Origin of the sequence: Saccharothrix violaceirubra (assembly GCF_014203755.1) — a bacterium.
Taxonomy (GTDB): domain Bacteria; phylum Actinomycetota; class Actinomycetes; order Mycobacteriales; family Pseudonocardiaceae; genus Actinosynnema; species Actinosynnema violaceirubrum.
Map to the genome: position 1 here is coordinate 5,151,179 of NZ_JACHJS010000001.1, position 13,989 is coordinate 5,165,167.

General features: G+C 69.8%; 12 protein-coding genes. 3 read left to right on the plus strand and 9 right to left on the minus strand.

Features of this window, described 5'->3' with window-relative positions:
* Positions 1-48: 48 nt before the first annotated feature.
* Genes F4559_RS23495 through F4559_RS23505 form a run of 3 tightly spaced genes read left to right on the plus strand, consistent with a single transcriptional unit; the run spans position 49 to position 3,034 of the window.
* Positions 49-1,224 (plus strand): DUF418 domain-containing protein, encoded by a 1,176-nt coding sequence (locus tag F4559_RS23495; protein WP_184672088.1) that lies wholly within the window; start codon positions 49-51, stop codon positions 1,222-1,224.
* Positions 1,221-2,402, plus strand: coding sequence for a sensor histidine kinase (locus tag F4559_RS36540; protein ID WP_184672090.1), 1,182 nt, complete (start codon positions 1,221-1,223; stop codon positions 2,400-2,402). The genes F4559_RS23495 and F4559_RS36540 overlap by 4 nt, the downstream gene beginning before the upstream one ends.
* Positions 2,399-3,034 (plus strand): response regulator, encoded by a 636-nt coding sequence (locus F4559_RS23505; RefSeq protein WP_184672092.1) that lies wholly within the window; start codon positions 2,399-2,401, stop codon positions 3,032-3,034. The genes F4559_RS36540 and F4559_RS23505 overlap by 4 nt, the downstream gene beginning before the upstream one ends.
* 67 nt (positions 3,035-3,101) lie before the next feature.
* Here the strand turns inward: F4559_RS23505 and F4559_RS23510 are convergent, their stop codons facing one another.
* The 9 genes from F4559_RS23510 to F4559_RS23550 form a co-directional block, all read right to left on the minus strand.
* Complete coding sequence (locus tag F4559_RS23510; protein WP_184672094.1) at positions 3,102-3,863, minus strand: lytic polysaccharide monooxygenase; 762 nt, start codon at positions 3,861-3,863, stop codon at positions 3,102-3,104.
* Between the two features lie 136 nt (positions 3,864-3,999).
* Entirely contained in the window at positions 4,000-5,595 is a 1,596-nt protein-coding gene (locus F4559_RS23515) for a carboxylesterase/lipase family protein (RefSeq protein ID WP_184672096.1), read from the minus strand.
* Between the two features lie 312 nt (positions 5,596-5,907).
* Entirely contained in the window at positions 5,908-6,627 is a 720-nt protein-coding gene (locus tag F4559_RS23520) for an alpha/beta fold hydrolase (protein WP_184672098.1), read from the minus strand.
* Positions 6,628-6,669: 42 nt separating this feature from the next.
* Positions 6,670-7,257, minus strand: a complete 588-nt coding sequence (locus F4559_RS23525; RefSeq protein ID WP_184672100.1) for a TetR/AcrR family transcriptional regulator — start codon at positions 7,255-7,257, stop codon at positions 6,670-6,672.
* A 24-nt stretch (positions 7,258-7,281) separates the two neighbouring features.
* Positions 7,282-8,121: an ATP-binding cassette domain-containing protein gene (locus F4559_RS23530; RefSeq protein ID WP_184672102.1), complete on the minus strand. Its 840-nt coding sequence runs from the start codon at positions 8,119-8,121 to the stop codon at positions 7,282-7,284.
* Complete coding sequence (locus tag F4559_RS23535; RefSeq protein WP_184672104.1) at positions 8,121-9,980, minus strand: dipeptide/oligopeptide/nickel ABC transporter permease/ATP-binding protein; 1,860 nt, start codon at positions 9,978-9,980, stop codon at positions 8,121-8,123. Before F4559_RS23535 ends, F4559_RS23530 begins: the two co-directional genes overlap by 1 nt.
* Entirely contained in the window at positions 9,977-10,918 is a 942-nt protein-coding gene (locus F4559_RS23540; RefSeq protein WP_184672106.1) for an ABC transporter permease, read from the minus strand. Before F4559_RS23540 ends, F4559_RS23535 begins: the two co-directional genes overlap by 4 nt.
* Before the next feature lie 62 nt (positions 10,919-10,980).
* Positions 10,981-12,522: an ABC transporter substrate-binding protein gene (locus F4559_RS23545; RefSeq protein WP_184672108.1), complete on the minus strand. Its 1,542-nt coding sequence runs from the start codon at positions 12,520-12,522 to the stop codon at positions 10,981-10,983.
* Between the two features lie 249 nt (positions 12,523-12,771).
* A complete protein-coding gene (locus tag F4559_RS23550; protein ID WP_184672110.1) occupies positions 12,772-13,749 on the minus strand; it encodes a methyltransferase in 978 nt (325 codons plus the stop codon).
* Positions 13,750-13,989 lie beyond the last annotated feature (240 nt).

The window sequence follows — 13,989 nt, forward strand, 5'->3', positions numbered from 1 at the left end:
GTCGATGCGTCGATCCGCGCACCACCCCCGCCCCGACACGCTGAGCCCATGTCGCTCACCACAGCAAGCCCAGGCCCCCTCGCGGCCCGCGAACGGGTGCTCGGGCCGGACCTCGCGCGGGGACTCATGCTGGCGCTCATCGCGTTGGCGAACTCGGTCTACTACCTGCACGGACGCCCCTACGGCTCCCGGCAGCACATCGTCGAGGAAGGGATCCTCGACCGCATCGTCAGCGTGCTCGACGTGGCCGCGGTCGACGCCCGCGCCTACCCCATGTTCGCCGCCCTCTACGCGTACGGCGTGGTCCGGATCTTCCAGCGGCAGAAGGCCGCCGGGAGGTCCGACCAGGAAGCCAAGAAGCTGCTCCGCCGCCGGAGCCGGTGGTTGATCGTGTTCGGCTTCGTGCACGCCACGCTGCTGTTCCCCGGCGACGTCCTCGGCCTCTACGGCCTGGCGGGGTTCGTGCTCGTGGCGTTGACGCGGGTGTCGAACCGCGCGCTGATCGTCATCGCCGGTCTCTGGCTCGTGCCCGTGGCCGTCATCCAGGGCGGCGCCGCCATGATGCCGCCGACCGGGCAGCGCGAGTACTTCTTCTCGTTCGAGACCGAAAGTCTCACGAAGGCCCTCGCGCTGCACCCGGTCGAGTGGCTCATGGTCCCGATCGGCATGGTCGGCGTGTGGAGTGCCCTGCTCATCGGCACGTGGGCGGCACGGCGCGGCGTCCTCACCGACCCGGCCGCCCACCGGCCGCTGCTGGTCCGCACCGCCGCCATCGGGCTCCCCGTGGCCGTGCTCGGCGGCCTGCCGGCCGGTCTGGGTGTCGGGCGGTTCTGGTCGCCGACGACGGTCGACGGGCTGTGGGCCGTGTCCGCGCTGCACGCCGTCACGGGCATCGCGGGCGGGCTCGGGTACGCGGCGTTGATCGGGTTGATCGCGCTGCGCATCGGCGAACGACGAGGTCCCGTCGTCCGGGCCCTGGTCGCCACCGGTCAGCGGTCCATGACCTGCTACCTGTTCCAGTCGGTCGTGTTCGTGGCCCTGCTCTCGCCCTACACGCTCGGTCTCGGCGCGAAGCTCGGCACGGCCGAGGTCGGGGCACTGGCACTGGCCACGTGGCTGGTCTCGGTGGTGATCGCGGACCTGCTGCGCCGGGCCGACCGGCGTGGACCGGCGGACGCCCTGCTCCGGCGCCTGACCTACCGGCGGGGGAAGATCCCAGCGTGACGTCGATCGGCGAACAGGTCGAACGGCGGTGGAACCGGATCTGGGCCACCGCGCCGTACGCCGTGCTGCTCTTCGCGTGCGTGGTGGAGGTGCTGACCGGCACCTCCGTCCCGCGGGTCCTGGTCACGCTGGGCATCGCGGCGGCGCTGGCGGCGTGGCACGGCTGGTTCGTCCTCGGCCACCCCGCGTGGTGGGACCGGCTGACGTGGATGATGGCCGTCTACTACGTCGGCGTGCTCGCCTTCACCACGCTCCTGCTGTCGCGCAGCGACGCGTTCGAGGTGTTCCTCCCGATGTGCTTCCTGCTGGCGTTCGCCGCCCTGCCCGGCTGGCCCGCCTACCCGGCGGTGCTGACGGCGAACGTCCCGTGGCTGATCGTGTCCGAAGAGGACCCGTACACCAAGCTGGTCACCCTGGCCATGAGCACGTCGTTGGCCGTGCTGATCGGGGGCATGATGCGGACCATGGAGCGCGAGGCGATCCGCCGGCGCATGGTGAACAGCGAGCTGGTCGCCATGGCCGCCGAGAACGCCCGCCTGCACGAGCTGCTGCTGAGCCAGGCCCGCGAGGCCGGGATCACCGAGGAGCGGGCCCGCATCGCCCGCGAGATCCACGACACCGTCGCCCAGGGGCTGACCGGGATCGTCACCCAGCTGGAGGTGGCGGCGGACGCGGTGCCCGCGCCCGTGCGGCACCGGCTCGTCACGGCCCGCAACCTCGCGCGCACCAGTCTGGTCGAGGTCCGCCGGTCGATCGAGGCGCTGCGGCCGGGACCGTTGCAGGACGCCCGGCTCGGCGACGCCGTGCGCCAGGCCGTGACGACGTGGCACGAGCAGTACCACGTGCCCGCGTCGTTCACCGTGACCGGCACGCCGCTGCCCGTGCACTCCGAGGTGGAGGTGACCGTGCTGCGGGCCGCGCAGGAGGCGCTGGCCAACGTCGGCCGCCACGCCGCGGCGACGCGGGTCGCCGTCACACTGTCCTATATGGAGGATGTCATCGTGCTGGACGTGCGCGACGACGGCCGGGGCTTCGACCCGTCGGCGGCGACCGGGTTCGGGCTGACCGCGTTGCGGCAGCGGGTCGCGGCGCTGTCCGGGCACGTGGACGTCGAGTCGGCACCGGGCGCGGGCACCGCGGTCGGCGTGAGCGTGCCGGTGATCGAGGTGGACCGGTGACGCTGCGGCTGGTGGTGGTCGACGACCACCCGGTGGTGCGCGACGGGTTGCGCGGGATGCTCGGCACGCAGCCGGACTTCGAGATCGTCGGCGAGGCGGCGGGCGGGCTGGAGGCGTTGACCGTGGTCGAGGCCGTCGTGCCGGACGTGGTGCTGACCGACCTGCGCATGCCCGAACCCAGTGGCGGCACGCTGATCCGGCTGCTGCGGGAACGCGTGCCGTCCGTGCGGGTGCTCGTGCTCACCACGCACGACACCGACTCCGACGTGCTGCCGGCAGTGGAGGCGGGCGCGATCGGCTACCTGCTCAAGGACGCGCCGCGCGAGGAGCTGTTCCGCGCGGTCCGGGCCGCCGCGCGGGGCGAGACCGTGCTGGCGCCGTCCGTGGCCGCGTTGCTGCTGGAACGGGTCCGCCCGAAGCCCACGCTGACCCGCGCCCGGTTGAGCGCGCGGGAACTCGACGTGCTCGCCCTGATCGCCGAGGGCCGCACCAACCGGGAGGCCGCCGCCGAGCTGTTCATCAGCGAGGCCACGGTCAAGACCCACCTGCTGCACATCTACGCGAAGTTGGAGGTGCCCGACCGCGCGTCGGCCGTGGCCGCCGCCTACCGACGCGGCATCCTCGAACGCTGAGCACATCGGGGAACGCCGAGGGCGCGGGCCGTCCGGAGGCGGGAGGCCCCCCGGACGGCCCGCGGACTCACACCCGCTGCCAGAGCGAGGCCGTGTTCGGCGGCTCCCACCCGGCCAGCGAGGTGTGCGCCTGGACGCACCGGTACGACGCACCGCCGTACGTCACCCGCGTCCCCACCGAGTAGGCCACCCCCGGCGCCCAGTTCCCGACCGGCGTCGTGGTCGTGGTCGTCGGCACGGTCGTGGTCGTCGGTTCCGGTTCCGGTTCGGTCGTGGTCGGCTTCGTCGTGCTCGTCGGGCCGGGACCACCGGGCCCGACCTGGAGGTCGACGCAGTTGTAGAACGCCATCGCGGTGTCGGCGATGTTCCAGATCGCCAGCACCTTGATCCGTCCGGTGCGACCGCCCAGGCTCACGTTGTGCCGCACGGTCACCCCCGGCTGGCGACCGCGCTCGTCGAACTCCGCGATCTTGGACCCGCCGACCCAGTACTGCCACGTCGTGGTCGAGTGGTTGGCCGTGATCGTCCAGGTGAACGGGACGTTGTCGCCCACCGAGGCGGCGGGCCACGGCTTGTTGTCGTCGTTGAGCGGCGCCCACCGCGCGTCGCCGCCGTGGCAGTTCTTCTGCCCCTTGAGTCCTTCGACGCTCGCCGGCTCGTAGATGATGTCGCCGCAGCCGGACATCCGGCCCGCGAAGCACACCGCCTGGCGGCTCGGCGGCGACGTGATGTAGCCGTGCGCACTGGCCGGCCCGGCCGACAGCACCACGACGAACGGGGCAACGGCCGTTCCGGCGACCACCGCCGCGAGTTTTCGTCCCAACCTCATCGTCCGGCTCCTTCGCCAACGGGTTCGCAGGGGATCACGCGGCGGCGGACCTGCTCCGCGAACGTAAGCGTGAACGGATACCCGGATCAACGGACGAAAGCAGGATCGGAACCCTCCGCACGGCGGTGGCGCGTGCTCAATCGCGCGCGACCGAGTCCCAGAAGTCGCACTGGTGCTGCTCGCCGATCTCACCGGTCAGCACGCTGTTGCCGGCCGGCAGCAACGCGAGCGCCCGCTGGTCGTCGCGCGTGAACGGAGTCCACAGTGGAGTGCCGGGCACGGTCGGGTTCCCGGTGCGGGCGAACCCGGTCCACTGGGCGACGAGCTGACGCCCGTACACGGTCTGGTTCGGGTTCCACGCGGTGCCGACGGGCGCGAACAGGAAGCTGTTCTCCGACACGTGGAACGCCCCGTTGGGCTTGGTCTGGTCGAGCCACCCGGCGGGCGGCGAGTCGGGGTTGTCGACCTGGTACAGGAAGACGGTCAGATGACGGGAGAGCTGCCGCGAGGCGCGCAGCGACGGGCAGACGGAATTGGCGTCGGCAGTGATCGTCCGATAGGCCAGGAAGGGCGACGGCTCGGGAAAGCGCTCGAGCGGATAACGTGCGAACACCTCGTCGGCGTACTCGCCATACTGCTCGCGGACCAGCTCCCGGTACCGCTCGGGCGTCTCGGCCGCCGCGAGCTGCACGTCGTCCCGCGCCACCCCGTTCATCACGACGGCCCGGTTGAGCCGTCCGGTCCGGATCGCGTCGGCGGGCGCCAGCGGAATGGTGACCCCGTCCACGACCGGCGCGATAGTGCCGCTCGCGACCCCCATCCCGTTGCCGGCCTGGTCGACGAGCTTCGCGGCGGGAACCTTCCGCAGACAGCCGGCCACGTCGGCGACACCGCCACACCCGACAGCGGCGGCGAACCGCGCACCAGCCGCCTGAGCCTCCTCTTCGGAAGGCCACCGCGCCTTGCAGTCCTGCGCCTGCCAAGAGGTGTCCTTACCCCGCAAGGAGTTGTAGAACCCGCTCTGGATGATCCCCTTGTGGAACAACCCGCGCGACGCGGGCGAGACGAGCTGGGCGCAGACACTCGACCCACCGGCGGACGCACCGTAGATAGTCACGTTGCCCGGATCTCCCCCGAAGGCGGAGATGTTGCGCCGAACCCACCGCAACGCCTCCTGCTGGTCCTGGATGGCGTAGTTCCCGGCGTGCTCGCCCAACTCCTTGGCGGTGAAGAACCCCATGATCCCGAGCCGGTAGTGCACCTCGACGTTGATCACCGCCCCACCGGCGGCGAGCCGGGTCCCGTCACTGGGCCCGAAGAGCAGGAAACCCCCGCCGTGGAGCTGCACCATGACCGGCAGCGGACGGGGGAACTCCCCTTGCGGAACCCGGACGTTGAGGAACAGGCAGTTCTCGTCCCCCGAGCCAGGCTGAGGACATCGACTCCCCGGCCGCGTGGCGGCCAACGTCCCACTCCAGGGCGAGACCCGAACCGGCGCCCGCCACCGCGATTCTCCCACCGGCGGCTGGGCGTAAGGAACACCGAGATAAGACCTCACCCCATTCCCGACAAGCCCGCACACGGACCCGTCAGGCGCTCTGACCGAGGTCCCGTCGGCACAGCCGGGCTCCTCCCCGACAGCCTCCTCGACCCCCGCCCCACCCGACACGCACACGACCGCCGCACAAGCGACCGCGACCACCAACGACCACGCTCTCGACACCGATGCCATGGGACCACCCCTGCACAGTCGGAACGGACCCGCCCATGCTCGAAGCCCGACCGACGAAGGTCGACCACCTTCACCCGACCGCAGCTACTACTTAGGTGTCGACCCGTATCGAGACAGGACGCCCGAATCCCCGACACGCCAAGGGAAACAGCCCACTCCGAGCACCGACCGAGTGTGGATTTCACAGTGCCCGAACGCACAACTCACGGTGTCCGAGTGCACATTTCACAGTGTCTGAACGCATAACTCGCGCGTTCGGGAACGCAAAGGGCCACGGTGCGCCGCAGCACCGTGGCCACTTTCGGGAAGAGATCAGATGTCGAGGAACTCGAAGACGGCCTTGCGCAGGTCCTCGCCCGCCAGCGCGCCGAGGTGGTCGCCGGGCACCCGCACCAGCCGGGCATCGGGGACCAGACCGACCAGGTGGTCGATGCCCTGCGCCATCGGGTCCGCCTCGCCGGCGAGGAACAGCGTCGGCACAGTGGGCGCACCGGCAGCGGGGTTGAACGGCTCGCGCGCGAGGCCCTCGACCAGCAGCAGCAACGACGTGGCGTCCTGCTGGGCCACCATGCTGGTGATGATTCCGGTCAGCATGTCGGTGGGCTGCGGTCCACCCTGGACGGCGGCACGGGCCGCGGCCAGGTCGACGGCGCCGAACGGCTCCATCGGGCTGAGTCCGCCGAGCACCAGGCGCCGCACCCGCACGGAGGACACCAGGTCCCACGCGAGCCGGGCACCCAGCGAGTAGCCGACGACGTCGACCTCCTGGTCGCCGACGGCCGCCGCGATCCGACCGAGAACCTGGGTGGTCGTGACCTCGTCGGCCGACGACACCGCCGGGCCGCCCACGTGGCCGGGCAGGTGGACGACGATGGTCTCCCGACCGGCCGCCGCCAGGGCGTCGGCCCAGCGCTCGGCGGGCCAGTCGGCGGCGCCGTTGGAGGCGAACCCGTGCACGAGGACGACCGGCGGGCCGGACACCTCGGCGGTGGGAGCGGTGCGAGTAGCCGGCAGCGCGGCGAAGCTTGTCATTCTACGAGCGTAGACAATAAGCCGGTACGGGTCCAGACGAGGTCACCCGGCGATGCGCTTCATCAACCCGTCGATGTAGGCGTTGTAGCGCACCACGAGTTCACCCACCGGGTGCATCAGGCTGGCCACGTTCGCCCCGATCGTGACCGAGATGATCTCGTCCGCCAACACACCGACGGTCGGCGCGTCCGACGGCACATCGCCCAGGACGGCCGAGATCCGCGTGGTCAGCTCGGCCCGCCACATGGTCAGCAGCTCCCGGTACTGCCGCGCCAACTCCGGGTTCGCGACCGAGTGCTCCCACAGCACCAGGAGCACGCGCGCCGACGTGATCCGGTGCGAGTCGAGCGGCATCGCCGCCTCGACGAACCCGTGCAGCGCCTCCAGGGGCGTCGCGCCGGGGTCCAAAGTGGACACCCGGCGCTCCGTCTCCTGGAGCACGCTCTGGAACGTCGCGGCGATGATGCCGTCCTTGCCGTCGAAGTAGTGCTTGAGGGCGCCATTGGCGAAACCGGCGGCGGTGACGATGCTGCGCATCGTGGCCGCCTCGAAGCCGCCCTCGGCGATCAGCTTCTTGGCGACCTCGACGATCTCCCGACGCCGCTGATCATGATCTATGACCTTCGGCATGATGGGTGCTCCGATGCGCGTTCGTCACGCCGACGCCCGAAGACCGAGCCACGCGGCCCGGCGTTCGGCCTGACGGGTGGGGTCGGCGACGGGCGCGGCCAGCAGCAGCCGCTGGGTGTAGGGGTCCTCCGGCTGCTGCGTGATCTTCTCCGTGGGACCGGCCTCGACGATCTCGCCCTGGTACATCACGGACGTGCGGTGGCACACCCGTCGCACGACGCCCAGGTCGTGCGACACGAACAGGTAGGCCACGCCCGTCTCGCGCTGGAGGTCGATGAACAGGTCGAGGATGGTCGCCTGCGTGGTCAGGTCGAGCGCGCTGACCGGCTCGTCGCAGACGATCAGCCGGGGCCGCCGGACCAGGGCCCGCGCGATGGCGATGCGCTGGCGCTGACCGCCGGAGAACTCGCTCGGGTACCGGTGCACGGAGTCCCCGGGCAGCTTCACGCGGTCGAGCATCTCGGCGACGATCGCCTGCGCCTGGGCCTTCTTCGTGCCGGTGACCTCCAGCGGCTCGGCGAGGACCTCGCCGACCGTCATGGTCGGGTCCAGGGACCCGTACGGGTCCTGGAACACGACCTGGATGTCGTTGGCCAGCTTGCGGCGCTCGGCACCCTTGAGGTGGGTGATGTCCCGGCCGTCGAAGGTGATCTTCCCGCCGGAGACCGGCGCGAGCCCGAGCAGGGCCCGCCCCAGCGTCGACTTGCCCGAGCCGCTCTCGCCGACCAGGCCGACGCACTCGCCGGCGTTCACGTCGATCGACACGCCCTTGAGCGCCCGGAAGTTGACCTTCCGGGAGATGCGGTAGTCGACCACCAGGTCTTCCACCACGAGCAACGGCGTCGTGTCCTGGGGAGCGCTCATCACGCGTCGTCCTTTCCGCCCACGTTCGCGGCGCTCTGCTCCTCGACACCGGCACCGGCCGAAGCCGCCACCCACACCTCGTCGAGTTCGACCCGGCCCTCGGTGTCGTCCAGCGACGCACCGATCAGCTCGGCCGTGTACGGGTCCGCGGCGTCGCGGAAGATCCGCTCGACCGGCCCGGTCTCGACGATCCGGCCGTCCTTCATCACCACGACGCGGTCGCAGATGTCCGCGACGACGCCGAAGTTGTGCGTCACGATCACCAGCGCCATGCCGTACTCCTGCTGCAACTCGCGCAGCAGTTCGAGCACCTCGGCCTGCACGGTCACGTCGAGCGCCGTCGTGGGCTCGTCCGCGACCAGCAGCGACGGCCGACCGGCCACCGCGCCCGCGATGAGCACGCGCTGCGCCATGCCGCCGGAGATCTGGTGCGGGTAGGACTTGAGGACGCGCTCGGGGTCGGTGATGCCGACCCGGACCAGGACCTCGCGGGCCCGCTTGCGCGCCTCTTCCTTCGACAGGCCGATCACGCGGCGCAGCGGCTCGACCAACTGGTGCTCGATCGTGTAGCACGGGTCGAGGTTGGTCATCGGCTCCTGCGGCACGTACCCGATCGACTTGCCCAGCAGCGCGTGGCGGTCGGCGGACGACAGCTTGCCCACCTCACGGCCACCGACCCAGATGCCGTCCGCGACGGCCGTGCCGCCGGTGGGCAGCAGGTCGAGCGCGGCGAACATGGTCTGGGTCTTGCCGGAGCCGGACTCGCCGACGATGCCGAGCACCTCGCCGGGCGCGGCGTCGAGCGACACGCCCTTGACGACCTCCTTGAGCCCGGACTGGGTGGCGTACCCGACCCGGAGGTTGTCGATGCGCAGGGCGCAATTCTCGGCTTCGTGCTGGTGCACACCGCTGACCTCACGCGCGGAGAGGTCGTCCGCCTTCGGCGCGGCCTTGAGTTCTTCCCGCACCCGCAGGCGGATCTTGCGGGTGGGCGTCTCCGCCCGGACGCTGATCAGGTCGGCCAGGATCGAGCCGATGTAGGCCAGGGCCGCGATGGTCAACCCGAGCGCGAGCGACGGCCACAGCAGCAGCAGCGGGCTCGTCCGGATGTTCTGGTAGCCGTCGTTCATCGTCTGGCCCCAGCTCGGCGTGCTGGCCGAGCCGATGCCGAGGTACTGCAGACCCGCCTGCATACCGATCGCGAGACCTGCGGTCAGGGCCGTCTGGACGATGATCGGGGCGTAGACCGCGCGCAGCATGTGCGTGCGGATGATGCGCCCGTTGGTCACGCCGGCGACGCGCGCGGCGTCGATGTACGGCTCCTTGCGCACGGCCAGCGCACGGCCGCGGGTGATCCGGTAGTAGCCGGGTGCCAGGAACACGCCCAGCGTGATCATCAGGATCGTGAACGACTGGCCGGTGCCCGCCGCCACGATCAGCAGCACGAGCATGCCGGGGACCGACTGCAACGCGTCGCTGATCCAGGAGAAGACCCGGTCGGCGGTACCGCCGAAGTACCCGGCGATGACACCCGTGGGCACACCGAGCACGACGCCCGCGACACACGTGATCAGCGCACCGAACAGCGAGGTCTGCGCACCGTAGAGCAGGCGGCTGTACACGTCCCGACCGGCCGAGTCGCCGCCGAAGAGGTGACCGTTGCCCGGTTCGGCGCGGACCAGCTTGAAGTCGACGTGGTCGGGGTCGAACGGCGCGAGCCATGGCGCGAGGATCGCGGCCAGCACGATCAACAGCATCACGACGAGGGCGACCACGCCGGCCGGCCGGCGCAGGTAGCGCCGGAACAGCGACACCCGCTTGACGGGTGCCAGTGCGGTGGGGAACGGGGCTGCGGTCATCGTTCGCGCACCTTCGGGTTGACCCACCCGAGCACGAGGTCGAGCAGGAAGTTGATGACGACGACGAAGACGATGGAGATGGCGGTCAGGCCCAGCAGCGCCGGGATGTCGCCGATCTGCGCGGCGGACTGGGTCCACGTGCCGATGCCGTTGAGGTTGAAGATCGTCTCGACCACCACGGCACCGCCGATCAGGCCGACGAACATCAGCGCGAGGATGGTCAGCGCGGCCGGCGAGGCGTTGCGCAGGACGTGCCGGGTGACCCGGCCGCGCGGGAGACCGCGGGCCCGCAGGGTGCGGACGAAGTCCTGGTTGTTGACCTGGATGACGCTGTTGCGCAACTGCTCCGCGATCATCACGATCGCACCGATCGCGAGCGAGACCGACGGCAGCGTGATCGACACGAGCCACTTGCCCACCGAGATCTCCGGCGACACGTAGCCGAACGTCGGGAACCACTTGAGCTGGACACCGAACCAGGTGACCAGGACGAGGGCCATCCAGAAGCCGGGCAGCGCGAACAGGATCACCGACGCCGACTTCAGGACGCGGTCCAGCACGCTGCCGGGCCGCAGGCCGCACGCGATGCCGACGGCCACGCCGAGGATCGCGGACAGCAGGGTCGCGAAGAACACGACCGACAGGGTGATGGGCACCCGCTGCGCGAGCTGGTCGCCGATCGGCGTGAAGCTGCGCCAGGAGACGCCGAAGTCACCGGTGATCGCGTGGGAGACCCAGTCGACGAACTGGGTCGTCAGCGGCCGGTCGATGCCGATCTTGGCACCCAGGGCGGCCCGCTGGGCCTCGGTCGCGCTGGCACCGAGCAACCCGTAGCTCGGGTCCCCGATGACCAGGTGCGCCAGGAAGAAGGTGCCCGTCATGACGACGACGAGCAGCAGGATTCCCGACAACAGGCGTTTCGTGATGAAAGACAGCATTATCTCGGCTCCTCACCGGCAGGTCCGTCCGAAGTGGACGGACCTGCCGGAGCACGGGCGCGTCAGCCGCGCTGGATGAACCGCAGCGTCGGGAACATCATGCCGGTCATCGGAGTGACCTTGATGCCCTGCACGCTGAAGTAGGTGTTGTCGGCCTGGTACCACGGGCTCCACCACGCCAGGTCGACCAGCTTGGTGTTGAGCTGCTTGAGCAGCGCGGTCTGGGCGTCGCCGGGCTCGGCCTTCTCGACCTGCTCCACCAGGGCCTTGACCTCGGGGAAGGCGTCGACGGCCGGGTTCGGGTTGTACCACTGGGCGGTGGTCACCTGGTCGGTCAGCGTCGCCATGTCGTTACCCGCCAGCGCGATCACCGCGAGGAACATCGGGTAGGTCGGGGCGTTCTTCTGGTAGTCGGGCATGGCCATGTCGACCCACTCGACCTTGATGCCCAGCTCGGTGAACGTCTGGGTCGCGACCGGCTGCCACGCGGCGAAGATCGGCGACATCGGCATCTTGACCGAGAAGCCGTCGGCGTAGCCGGCTTCCTTCAGCAGCGCCTTGGCCTTGGCCATGTCGGTCTTGTACTTGTCGTTCATCGACTTGTCGTAGACCTGCGCGTCCACCGAGAACACCTGGTTGGTGACGGTGCCGGAGCCGGCGGCCACCGCGGACAGGATGCCCGCCGAGTCGAACGCGTAGCTGATCGCCTGGCGGACCTTCTGGTCGCCCAGGGCCTTGACCTGGCCACCGGTGCGGTCGGCGAACTGGACGCCCACCCAGGACGCGGCCTTCGAGGCCACGTTCCAGTTGTTCTCCTTGGCCTTGGGCAGGTTCGCCGCGTTCGCGAACTGCATGTTGAGCTGGCCGGAGAGCATGCCGTTGAACGCCGCGGTCTGGTCCGTGATCGGGAACAGCGTCACCTTCGGGAAGGGGAAGGTGGCGGAGTCCCAGTGCTTGTCCTTCTTGTTGAAGACGTACTGGGACTGCGGCGCGGACAGCGCCTTGTCGTACGTGTACGGACCGGAGCCCACCGGCGCGTTGACCAGCGAGTTGGCCTGGATGGCGGCCGGGGACGCCATCCAGCTGCGGCCGAGGCCCATCTGGTAGAGCAGCGCGTCGTCCCGCTTGGACAGCTTCAGGTCGACCGCGTCCGGGCCCTTGGCCTCGGCGCTCGCCACGTTCAGGTACGCCTGACCGGAGCGGACGCCCTTCTTGAGGTGGTCGATGTTCGCGACGGCCGCCGCGGAGTCGAACTTCTGGCCGTCCTCGAACTGGGCGTCGGTGCGCAGCTTCAGGCTCAGCGTGAGGCGGTCCGCCGACCACTCCCACGAGGTCGCCAGGCCCGGGACCGGCTTGCCGTCCTTGTCCAGGGAGACCAGCGGGTCGTACACGGCCGACAGGTACGGGCCGTCGAAGCCGATGTCGGCGTTGGCCGGGTCCCAGGACGTCACGTCGAGGAAGACGCCGGCCTTCAACTCGTCGATCTGCGGGGCACCCGCGGCGTCCGTGGGGGCGGCACCGCCGCCACCGGTGCCGGTACATGCGGCGAGCGCGGTGGCCGCCACCGCGGCGATAGCGACCAGGGCCGCTCGTGTCCTCGTCATCGAGTCCTTCTCTCGGGTGATGGACTGCCGGCGGGGTCACGCGCCGCGGAGCGGGCTGGTCCTCGCCTGAGGCATCTAGATCAAGGAGTGAGACCTGGCTCACTGTCAGGATGCGGGATAGTCTACGACCGTCGGCAAAAAAATCAACGGTTGACCAACCCGGAATTATCCGAAAAGTAACCGAGCATCCGTCGAGTGATCAGGCGGAATCGTATACGAGTCGGAGAATCGTATACGAAAAGCGACGACTCAGACCGCTTCGGCGACGAGCACGCGCGGGCTGCCCGGCAGCGAGAGCACCTCGCGCGCCTTCCAGCCGGTGGCCGTCAGCCAGTCCCGCACCTCGGACTCGAGGTAGACCACCGTGCCGTCGATGACGAAGTACTCGCCCGCGTGCAGGGCGTCGATCGGCCGCTGGCGGGCGTCGTCGTCGAGGAAGAAGTCGAGCAGCAGGAGCGTCGCACCCTCCTTCGCGGCGGCGCGCGCGTTGGCCAGGATGACCTTGTTCTGCTCCGCGTCGAAGCGGTGGATGACGTGGTTGACCATGACAAGGTCGTGGTCACCGCCCGGAGCGGCGGTGTCGGTGGCCGCCGGTTCGATGGTCGCCCGGTCGGTGAAGCCGTTCGCGGCGAGGGCGTCGGTGATGCCCTGCGTGGCCGACGGGTCGAAGACGAAGCGGGCCGTCAGTTCCGGATTGGCCTTGAGCGCGCCGACCGCGAACTCGGGCGACAGACCACCCAGGTCCAGCAGCGAGCGGTACCCCGAGAAGTCGAACCCGCGGGAGAGCTGCTCGGCGTGCAGCGAGTTGTAACGCATCACGCCCGCCATGAACACGGCCCAGCGACCTTCGTCCATCTGCAAGTCGCCCGGCGTGGTCGTGTCCACCGTGTTGTCGAATTGCAACCAATGGCCGTAGCTGATCTCGTTCAGGAAGCCGAGGAACGGTGCGAGATCGGTTGCACCATTGCCACCAAGGTATTCCGCGGCGTCCTCCGCAAGGGAGTAACGACCTTCCTCGCGGTTCAGCAAACCCTTCGCGTTCATCGCGTCGGCGAGGATGCGGGCGAACTTCTCGCTGATGCCGGTCGTCGCGGCCAGCTCGGCGGCCGAGCGGGGGCCGTCGGCCAGGGCCTTGAACAGGCCGACGCGGGACGCGGCGAACAGCTGCTTGGCACCCATGTAGCCGATCGCGATGTCGACGATGCGGTCCGGGGTAGGGACGGTCATGAGTTGCGGACTCCTCGTTGGGATGCGGACGGACCTGGGGGTGCCGCCCGGGGCGAGAGAAGCGTTAGTCTACGCACGTCGACTAAAATCGCCAGCCCCCCGAGACACGTCCCGGGCCCGGCCGCGCGAGTGCCGCCGACCGCGACCGCGAGGGCGCCCGTACGGACGGTTCACCTTGTGGTCCAACAGGTTTATTTTCTACGCTTGTATACTGCAAGCCCGATCGGCCACCGGCCACCC

Bases quoted from the DNA above. Each gene is read 5' to 3' on its own strand.
- F4559_RS23515 (WP_184672096.1), bottom strand. From the start codon at position 5,595: ATGGCATCGGTGTCGAGAGCGTGGTCGTTGGTGGTCGCGGTCGCTTGT.
- F4559_RS23530 (WP_184672102.1), bottom strand. From the start codon at position 8,121: ATGAGCGCTCCCCAGGACACGACGCCGTTGCTCGTGGTGGAAGACCTG.
- F4559_RS23520 (WP_184672098.1), bottom strand. From the start codon at position 6,627: ATGACAAGCTTCGCCGCGCTGCCGGCTACTCGCACCGCTCCCACCGCC.
- F4559_RS23510 (WP_184672094.1), bottom strand. From the start codon at position 3,863: ATGAGGTTGGGACGAAAACTCGCGGCGGTGGTCGCCGGAACGGCCGTT.
- F4559_RS23545 (WP_184672108.1), bottom strand. From the start codon at position 12,522: ATGACGAGGACACGAGCGGCCCTGGTCGCTATCGCCGCGGTGGCGGCC.
- F4559_RS23540 (WP_184672106.1), bottom strand. From the start codon at position 10,918: ATGCTGTCTTTCATCACGAAACGCCTGTTGTCGGGAATCCTGCTGCTC.
- F4559_RS23550 (WP_184672110.1), bottom strand. From the start codon at position 13,749: ATGACCGTCCCTACCCCGGACCGCATCGTCGACATCGCGATCGGCTAC.
- F4559_RS23495 (WP_184672088.1), top strand. From the start codon at position 49: ATGTCGCTCACCACAGCAAGCCCAGGCCCCCTCGCGGCCCGCGAACGG.
- F4559_RS23535 (WP_184672104.1), bottom strand. From the start codon at position 9,980: ATGACCGCAGCCCCGTTCCCCACCGCACTGGCACCCGTCAAGCGGGTG.
- F4559_RS23525 (WP_184672100.1), bottom strand. From the start codon at position 7,257: ATGCCGAAGGTCATAGATCATGATCAGCGGCGTCGGGAGATCGTCGAG.